The organism is Streptomyces murinus (genome assembly GCF_002154555.1).
GTDB lineage: Bacteria > Actinomycetota > Actinomycetes > Streptomycetales > Streptomycetaceae > Streptomyces > Streptomyces murinus.
On record NZ_MUNF01000479.1, the window covers coordinates 1 to 8,770 of the forward strand.

The 8,770-nt window shown below is 73.6% G+C and carries 7 protein-coding genes; 3 read left to right on the forward strand and 4 right to left on the reverse strand.

The genetic code is table 11. The features are described 5' to 3' along the window. Positions 1–255, forward strand: a 255-nt coding sequence (locus tag CCN72_RS26965) for a VOC family protein (protein ID WP_483027280.1), incomplete at its 5' end; no start/stop codon positions are given. A gap of 133 nt (positions 256–388) precedes the next feature. On the opposite strand, the gene CCN72_RS26970 is transcribed toward CCN72_RS26965, so the two are convergent. Together CCN72_RS26970 and ligD are read right to left on the reverse strand one after the other, a co-directional pair. Beyond that, a complete protein-coding gene (locus CCN72_RS26970) occupies positions 389–1,504 on the reverse strand; it encodes a LacI family DNA-binding transcriptional regulator (protein WP_425276176.1) in 1,116 nt (371 codons plus the stop codon). A gap of 58 nt (positions 1,505–1,562) precedes the next feature. Beyond that, entirely contained in the window at positions 1,563–2,582 is a 1,020-nt protein-coding gene (ligD, locus tag CCN72_RS26975) for a non-homologous end-joining DNA ligase (protein ID WP_208638106.1), read from the reverse strand. 132 nt (positions 2,583–2,714) lie between these two features. Between ligD and CCN72_RS26980 the strand changes: the two genes are divergently transcribed. After that, a complete protein-coding gene (locus tag CCN72_RS26980) occupies positions 2,715–3,785 on the forward strand; it encodes an ATP-dependent DNA ligase (protein ID WP_086810376.1) in 1,071 nt (356 codons plus the stop codon). Between the two features lie 34 nt (positions 3,786–3,819). On the opposite strand, the gene CCN72_RS26985 is transcribed toward CCN72_RS26980, so the two are convergent. Continuing rightward, on the reverse strand, positions 3,820–5,010 hold the full coding sequence (locus CCN72_RS26985) for a zinc-dependent alcohol dehydrogenase (protein WP_086810378.1): 1,191 nt from the start codon (positions 5,008–5,010) through the stop codon (positions 3,820–3,822). A gap of 206 nt (positions 5,011–5,216) precedes the next feature. On the opposite strand from CCN72_RS26985, the gene CCN72_RS26990 reads away from it, so the two are divergent. After that, positions 5,217–6,200 (forward strand): DUF3048 domain-containing protein, encoded by a 984-nt coding sequence (locus CCN72_RS26990; RefSeq protein WP_086810380.1) that lies wholly within the window; start codon positions 5,217–5,219, stop codon positions 6,198–6,200. Between the two features lie 22 nt (positions 6,201–6,222). Here CCN72_RS26990 and CCN72_RS26995 read toward each other — a convergent pair. Beyond that, on the reverse strand, positions 6,223–8,770 hold a 2,548-nt coding region (locus tag CCN72_RS26995), incomplete at its 5' end, for an ATP-binding protein (RefSeq protein ID WP_086810383.1).

Consider the following 8,770-nt stretch of genomic DNA (forward strand, 5'->3'; position numbering starts at 1 on the left):
GTCAACCCGGCGGGCGCCGGGGAGGACGCGATGTTCGGCGGGATGGTGCCACTGTCCCGGACGGAGGACGAGCCGTACTGGCTGCCGTACTTCGGGGTCGAGGACACCGACGCGATCGTGGCCGAGGCGCGGCGGCTCGGCGGCTCGGTGACCGCCCCGGCCATGACGGTCGAGGGCGTGGGCCGCATCGCCGGGCTGGCCGATCCGTACGGCGCACGGTTCGCGGTGATCAGGAGCGAGCGGGCACGGGGGTGAGGCGGTGACCGGGGGCCGCGCGGGGACTGGGGCCGGCCGGGGCGAGTCGGGCTCGCGGCGGCCGACTGGCCACTGACGCCTCTGACGCCCACCGCCCACCGCCCACCGGCTACCGGCTCAGGTGCGTACCGGCTCAGGCGGACGCCCGGCGGATCAGGGTGGTCGGAAGGATCACGCCGGGTCCTGGAGTCCGAGCCGCCGGGCCGACGCCGCCCGGCCCGGAGGTCCCTTCCGGCCCGGCCCCAGTTGAGCCGTCCCGCAGGGCGGACGCGCCCCGCAGCAGCAGACGGGCCATCAGGCGGCCCATCTGCTCGATGTCCTGACGGACCGTGGTCAGCGGCGGGTCGGACTGCTCGGCCAGCGGCAGCATGTCGTCGAAGCCGACCACGGCCACGTCCTCGGGCACCCGCAGTCCCCGCTCCCGCAGCACGCGCAGGGCGCCCAGCGCGGTGAGGTCGTTCGCGGCGAACACGGCGTCCACATCGGGGCGGCGGTCGAGGAGTTCCCGCATGGCCCGCTCCCCGCCGGCCGGGGTGAAGTCGCTCTCCACGACCAGCGAGGGATCGCCGCCCCCCTCGGCCGTCTCCGCCATGACGTCCCGGTAGCCGTCGAGCCGGTCCACCGCCGAGGTCTGGTCCAGGGCGCCGGTGATGTGCGCGATCCTGCTCCGGCCGAGCCCGGCCAGATGGCGTACGGCGGTGCGCGCGCCGCCCCGGTTGTCGGTGTCCACGTACAGCGGTGTGCCGGTGCGGTCCCGCCAGCCCGGCCGGCCGCCGAACACGGTGGGCACCCCGGCGTCATGGATGAGTCCGGGCAGCGGGTCGTCCAGGTGCAGGGAGAAGACCAGCGCCCCGTCGACATGGCCCCCGGCGAGATACCGGGCGACCCGGGTGTGGTCGTCCCGGCCCTCGGTGAGCAGCAGCACCAACTGGTTGTCGTGGGCGGTCAGTTCCTTGCTGATGCCGCGCAACTGGAGGGCGAAGAAGGGGTCGGTGAAGACCCGGGCCTCCGGTTCGGCGATGACCACGGCGACGGCGTCGTGCCGCTTCGTGACAAGGCTGCGGGCCGCCTGGTTGGGGACGTAGCCCAGTTCGGCCACGGCCCGCCGTACCCGCTCGGCCAGTGATTCCCGTACGCCGTATCCGCCGTTGACCACTCGTGACACGGTGGCTCTGGAGACCCCGGCGCGCGTCGCCACGGCCTCCAGGGTGGGACGCGACACTGCCTCGGGCACCACGGGACTCCTCATCGGCCGGTTACCGCCCAGGATAACGAGGGTTCGGTGTCCGGCGAGGCGCCGTCGGCGGTCAGGGCGCGGGGTCCTTGCGGGCCCGGCTCGGCTGGACGCGTTTGGGTTCGCCGGGCATCTTCGGGTACTCCGGCGGGTACGGCAGATCACCGAGCCCGTGGTCGTGCTCGTCGCGGCGGGCCAGCTCCAGCAGGGCGTCCAGGGAGTGGGCGTGGTCGTCCATGTCGGCGTGTACGTCGCCGAGTTCGGCGAACCGGGCCGGCATCGTGGCCAGGTCGAAGTCGCGAGGACGGGCGGAGTCGACCTCGCTCCAGCGCAGCGGCGCGGAGACGGTGGCCTCCGGGCGCGGCCGTACCGAGTAGGCGGAGGCGATGGTGCGGTCGCGGGCCGTCTGGTTGTAGTCGACGAAGATCCGGGCGCCGCGCTCCTCCTTCCACCACTTGATGGTGACCTGTTCGGGCATCCGGCGTTCCAGCTCCCGGCCGACGGCGATGGCGGCGCGCCGTACCTGGGTGAAGGTCCAGCGGGGTTCGATGGGCACGAAGACATGCAGTCCCCGGCCGCCGGAGGTCTTCGGCCAGCCGCACAGTCCGCCGAACTCGTCGAGGACGGCACGCAGTTCATGGGCGGCGCGGACGGCGTCCGTGTAGTCGGTGCCGGGCTGCGGGTCGAGGTCGATGCGGAGTTCGTCGGGGTGGTCGACATCGCCCGCGCGCACCGGCCAGGGGTGGAAGGTGAGGGTGCCGTACTGGGCGGCCCACACCACGGCGGCTTCCTCGGTCGGGCACATCTCGTCGGCGCTGCGGCCGCTGGGGAAGGTGATGTGAGCGGTCGGGATCCAGTCGGGCATGCCCTTGGGGGCGCGTTTCTGGAAGAACCACTCCCCCTCGATGCCGTCCGGGTAGCGCTCCAGGGTGGTGGGCCGCTCGCGCAGGGCGCGCAGGATGCCGGGGCCGACCGCGATGTAGTAGCGCGCGAGGTCCAGCTTGGTGAAGCCACGCTCCGGGAAGAACAGCTTGTCGGGGCTGGACAGCCGTACGGTCCGCCCGGCCACCTCCAGTTCCAGCGCTTCGGCCATGCGGCCACCGTAGGCGCCCCCCGCGCGGCGCGCACACCGGGCGCAGGCGGTGCGCATGCGGGTGCGTACACGGGTACGCGCATGGGCGCGCACGCCGGGCGGGCAAGGGCGCGCGCGAGCAGAATTTGAGCCATGGAGCTGCCCGTGATGCCGCCCGTGAAGCCGATGCTCGCCAAGTCGGTGGCGAGGATCCCGCCGGGCATGCACTACGAGGCGAAGTGGGACGGGTTCCGGGCGATCGTGTTCCGCGACGGCGCCGAGATCGAGCTGGGCAGCCGCACCGGCAAGCCGTTGACCAGGTACTTCCCCGAGCTGGTCGAGGCGCTGCGGGAGCGGGTGCCGGGGCGGTGCGTGCTCGACGGGGAGATCGTGATCGCGCGGGCCGGGCATCTGGACTTCGACGCGCTGACCGAGCGGATCCATCCGGCCGCCTCCCGGGTGCGGACGCTGGCGGAGCGGACCCCGGCCTCCTTCGTCGCCTTCGATCTGCTGGCGCTGGACGACCAGGCCCTGCTGGACGTGCCGCTCACCGACCGCCGGGCGCTGCTGGACCGGGCACTCGCCGGTGCCGGCCCGCCGGTGCATCTGGCGCCCGCGACCACCGATCTCGCGGTGGCCGAGGAGTGGTTCGAGCGGTTCGAGGGCGCCGGGCTCGACGGGATCGTGGCCAAGCCGCTCGATCTGCGCTACCGGCAGGACGAACGGGCCATGTTCAAGATCAAGCACGAGCGCACGGCGGACGTCGTGGTGGCCGGGTACCGGCTGCACAAGAGCGGTCCGGTGGTGGGCTCGCTGCTGCTGGGCCTGTACGACGGGCAGGGCAGGCTCCAGCATGTGGGCGTGTCGGCCGCGTTCCCCATGAAGCGGCGCGCCGAACTGGTCGACGAGCTGGCGCCGCTGCGGATGGACGAGGTCACCGGGCACCCCTGGGCGGCCTGGTCCGAGGAGGCCGCGCACGAGAGCGCGCGGCTGCCGGGCGCGCCGAGCCGCTGGTCGGGCAAGAAGGACCTGTCCTGGGTGCCGCTGCGGCCCGAGCGGGTGGCCGAGGTCGCCTACGACCACATGGAGAACGGGCAGCGCTTCCGGCACACCGCCCGTTTCCGCCGCTGGCGCCCCGACCGGACGCCCGAGAGCTGTACGTACGCCCAGTTGGCGGAGCCGGTGCGGTACGACCTCGCGGAGATCCTCGGGGAGAAGGGCTGAGCCCTCCGCCACCGAGGCTCCCGGGTTCCCGCCGCTACGGCTTCATCAGGATCTTGATCGCGCCGTCCTCCTTGCGCTGGAACATCTCGTAGGCGTGCGCCGCCTCGGACAGCGGCACCCGGTGCGTCGCGAAGTCCTCGACGCCGAGCGGGTCGTCGTCGGTGAGGTACGGCATGATCTGGTCGCTCCAGCGGCGGACGTTGGCCTGCCCCATCCGCAGCTGGGTCTGCTTGTCGAACAGGGTGAGCAGCGGGATCGGGTCGGCCATGCCGCCGTAGACACCGCTGAGCGAGATGGTGCCACCCCGTCGTACCAGGTCGATCGCCATGTACAGGGCGCCGAGCCGGTCGATGCTGAAGCGTTCCGCGAGGGGGGCCGCGAGCGCGCGCGGCATGAGGGCGGTGGCCTGCTGGGCGAGCCGTGCGGCGGCGCTGCCGTGGGCCTCGGTGCCGACGGCGTCGATCACCGCGTCCGGGCCCCGGCCGCCGGTCTCGTCGCGGATCGCGTGGATCAGCGCCTTCTCGTCGTCGAAGGTCCGCAGGTCGTACGTCTTCACTCCGCGCCGGTTCGCCCGCGCGAGCCGCTCGGGCACCAGATCGATGCCGAATACTTGTTCGGCGCCGCGTGCCTCGGCGATCCGGCAGGACATGTCGCCGATCGGGCCGAGACCGAGGACCGCGACGCTGCCGCCGGGCGGGATCGCCGCGTACTCGACGGCCTGCCAGGCGGTGGGCAGCACATCGGAGAGATAGACGAAGCGGTCGTCCGGCGGGCCCTCGGGCACCTTCATCGGGCCGAACTGGGCCTGTGGCACCCGCAGATACTCGGCCTGGGCGCCCGGTACGGCGCCGTAGAGCCGGGTGTAGCCGAACAGGGCCGCGCCCATGCCCTCGCCGGTGACCTGGGTGGTCTCGCACTGGGTGGTGAGCCCTGAGTCGCACATGAAGCAGTGCCCGCAGGAGATCTGGAACGGCACCACGACCCGGTCGCCGGGCTTCAGGTTCGTCACCTCCGAGCCGACCTCCTCCACGATGCCCATGGGCTCGTGGCCGAGGATGTCACCCGGGGTCATGAACGGGGTGAGCACTTCGTACAGATGCAGGTCGGAGCCGCACAGCCCGCTGGAGGTGATGCGGATGACGGCGTCGGTGGGCTTCTCGATCCTCGGGTCGGGCACGTCCTCCACCCGCACGTCCCGCCTGCCCTGCCAGGTGACTGCCTTCATGAGGTCGCGCTCCCTTGGTCGCGTGGGTCCGTTGGTCGCGTGGGTCCGTCTCGCGGTGGCGGCCGGGTACCCGTGCGTCCGGGCGCCGAATCCCCTGGTGGGCACGGCGCGGGTGCCGGGCGGGTGCTGGACGGGGCACAGCGGGTATGACCCGCGTGCGCGCACGATCGGACGGCAGACGGCAGACGGCAGACGGCAGACGACGGATGACGGATGACGGACGGGGTGGCGAGGTGGGCGGGAGACGTGGTCGGCGAAGAGCCGCGGGGACGGCGGTCGTGCTGGTCGCCGCCCTGGCGTCGGGGTGCGGCGGGCACGGCGGCCGGCATGACCGGGGGCCGGTTCCGACCCGGCCCCCGTCCCCCACCGCCATGGGCGGCTCACCGCTCGCCGTGAAGATCGACAATGCGCCGGCGGCCCGCCCGGCGACCGGACTCGACACCGCCGACGTGGTGTACGCGGAGCAGGTCGAGGGCGGTCTGAGCCGGCTGATGGCGGTGTACGCGAGCCGGCTGCCGAGCGCCGTCGGACCGGTGCGCAGCGCCCGCGCGTCCGATCTGGAGCTGCTCGCCCAGTTCGACCGGCCGTATCTGGCCTTCTCCGGTGCCCAGCGCAAGCTGCTGCCGCTGATCGAGCGGGCGCCGGTGCGGCCCGAGTCACCCGAGGAGGCAGCCGGCGCCTACTACCGCGACAGCGCGCGGGCCGCGCCGCACAACCTCTGTCTGCGCCCGGCGCGCCTGCTGCGCTCCGCCCCGGGCGAGGGCGCGCTGACCACGGGCTTCCGCTACGGCCCCGCCCCCTCCGGCGGCACCCCGGTCGCCTCGCGCACCGTGCGCTATCCGGCGGCCCGGTTCACCTTCACCTGGTCCGGGGTCCGGCACGGCTGGCTGATCGCGATGGACGGCACCCCCACGGTCACCACGGACGGTCCCCGCCCGGCGCCGCCGACGGTCGTCGTCCAGTACGTACGGATCCGCGACTCGCAGTACCACGATGTGCTCGGCAACCCCACCCCCTACACCGAGACGGTCAGCTCCGGGCGGGCGGAGGTGCTGCGCGACGGGCGCTCCTTCGCCGCCACCTGGTCGCGGCCCGCGGCGAACGGCGGTACGACGTTCACCGGGGCGGACGGCGGGCCGCTGGACCTCGCCGCCGGTCAGGTGTGGGTGGTGTTCGCGCGGGCGGCCTGAACCGCCCCGCGGCGCGCGAGGGTTACCGTGCTCCTCCCTGGTCGAGCGCCGCCCTCGCCTGTGCGACCAGGCCGTCCGCCCCGCAGGAGCGGGCCAGGTCCAGGCCCCGGTGGAGGTCGGCGGCGGAGCGGGCGAGGATGCCGTACTCGATACGGGCGGCCGCGTGTTCGTACTGGGAAGGCGAGGCCTCCAGATAGGTGACGGCGCGGCTCGCGAGCTGGAGTGCGCGGGGGCCGGTTTCGAGCGCGGCGGCACAGCGCAGGGCCTCGCCGATGGCGGTGTCCGTGCCGAAGCGCTCGGCCTGCCGCCGGGCGTCGGCGGCGAGCCGCTTGCTGCGGGCCGGGTCCTGGACCGCGAGGGCCCGGGCGAGGTCGACCGACCAGGGTGCGAGGACCGGGTTGTGGCCGCCTCGGGAGACGGCGGTCTTCTCGGCGGCCTCCAACTCGTTGACACCTTCCTCCGTACGGCCGACGGCGAGCAGCAGCCGGCCGCGCACCGAGCGGACGTCGGGCAGCACGATGGTGGACGGGTAGGGCGGGGCGAAGCCGTACTGTTCGGCGACCGCCCAGGCTTCGTCGACACGGCCGCGGGCGAGCAGGGTGTCGACCAGACCGCAGGTGGCGGACCAGTGCAACGGCAGGCGTCGGCCCACGCGTTCGGCGAGGACGAGGGCCTCGCGCAGATTGGTCTCCGCGTCCCGCAGGCGGCCCTGCCGACGGTAGGCCAGACCCAGGTAGGCGTTGGCCAGGGAGAGATGCCCGCCGTGCCAGCCCGCGCCGGTGTACACGCGCAGGGCCTCCGCGAACAGGCTCTCGGCGCGGTCGAGCCGGTCGGTGTAGACGTAGGCGCTGCCGAGCATCATCAGCAGTTCGATGCCCCACTCGCGGTCGGTCCAGCCGAGGCCGGGCGCGAGCCGTCCGTTGACGAGGGCCCGGTCGCAGAGTTCCACGATCTCGGCGGCGCTCTCGCCGTGCGTCATGGCGTCGAAGCCGCGCAGGATCAGCAGCGCGCGTTCGGTGTTGTCGCGGCCGGCGCAGGTGGCGGCGAGTTCGGCGAGGCCCTGGGAGCGGGCCGGGGCGACGGTCTCGCCGTGGATGCCCTCCCACATGTACTGGAACGCCTGCAACCGCAGCCGTACGGGCCCCGGTTCGTGCCGGGCGGCCTCGGCCTCGATGGTGCGGACGGCCTCCTCCAACTGGTCGTTGTGGAGCAGGGCCTGGGAGAGCCGGACCACGGCGTCGACGCGTTCGCCGCCGTCGAGGCCGCGCATGCCGAGGGCGCTGCGCAGATGGGCGATCGTGACGGCGGGTGCGGTCAGCAGGGTGGCGCAGCCCAGTTCGTACAGGACATGGGCGTGGATGTCGGGGCGGGGCGGCTCCTCCAGGGCCCGTTCGAGGCAGACGCGGGCCGCGTCGGGCGCGCCGACGGCGAGGTGTTCGCGGGCGGCCTCGCGCAGCCGCTCGACCAGTCTCTCGTCGGCCTCCGGATGGACTTCGAGGAGGTGCCGGGCCGCTTCGGCGGCGCCCCGGCCCAGCTCGGTGACGATCTCGGCGGCCACGCCGTGCATGGCGGTGCACACACCCGGCGGGATGGAGTTGTAGACGGCGGAGGCGATCAGCGGATGCACGAACTCCAGCTCACCGCCCCGGTGTTCGCCGGCCGTGGGCTCGGGTGTGGTGAGGATGCGGGCGGTGCGCAGCAGACCGGCGCAGTGCCGGGCGGTGTCCTCGTCCATGGTGGCGAGGCGGGCGACCGACTCCAGGGTGATGCCGGTGCCGAGGACGGCGGCGGCCCAGGAGAACTGGGTGGCCTGGAGGCCGAGTTCCTTGATCCGGTCGACGAGTCCGCCGCCGCGGGCCGCGCGGTTGAGGGCGCGCAGTTCCCCGGCGCGGGCCTCCACCGGCGACAGTTCGCTCTCCTGCACCTTGGCGAGGAGCTCGACGGCGTCGTACGGATTGCCCGCGGTGACGGCCCAGACCTCACGGCAGAACGCGTCGTCGGCATGCCGGCCGAGGGTGGCGCGGGTGAGGCCGGCCGCCGCGTCGGGGGTGAGTTCGCGCAGGTTGTTGACGGGGCGGCCCGCGGCCTCGGCGACCGCGTCGAGGTACCGGGCGCTCTCCCCGCTGACATCGCCCGGCCTGCGGGCGACCACGACCAGGACGGACAGGTCGTGCAGGCGTTCGGCGAAGGCGGCGAGCCAGCGCAGGGTCTCCTGGTCGGCCCAGTGCGCGTCGTCGATCAGGAGCACGAGCGGCCACTCGCGGCGGGCGAGCCGGCGGACGGCGGCCACGAGTCCGTCGCACACGTACTGCGGGTCGGCGCTCTCCTCCTGCGGTTCGGCTATGCCGAGGGCGGGACCGGCGATGTCGTACCAGTCGCCGAGGTACTCGCGGGCCTCCTCGGGCAGCAGCGACAGCAGCGCGGGCTGGAGCAACTGCCGTACCACGTTGAAGGGCACGGACCTCAGGGTCTCGGCGCCGCGTGTGTACCAGACGGTGCAGCCCCGGCGTTCGGCCATCCGGCGGGCCTCGGTCAGCAGCGCGGTCTTGCCGAGGCCCGCCGGATGGCCG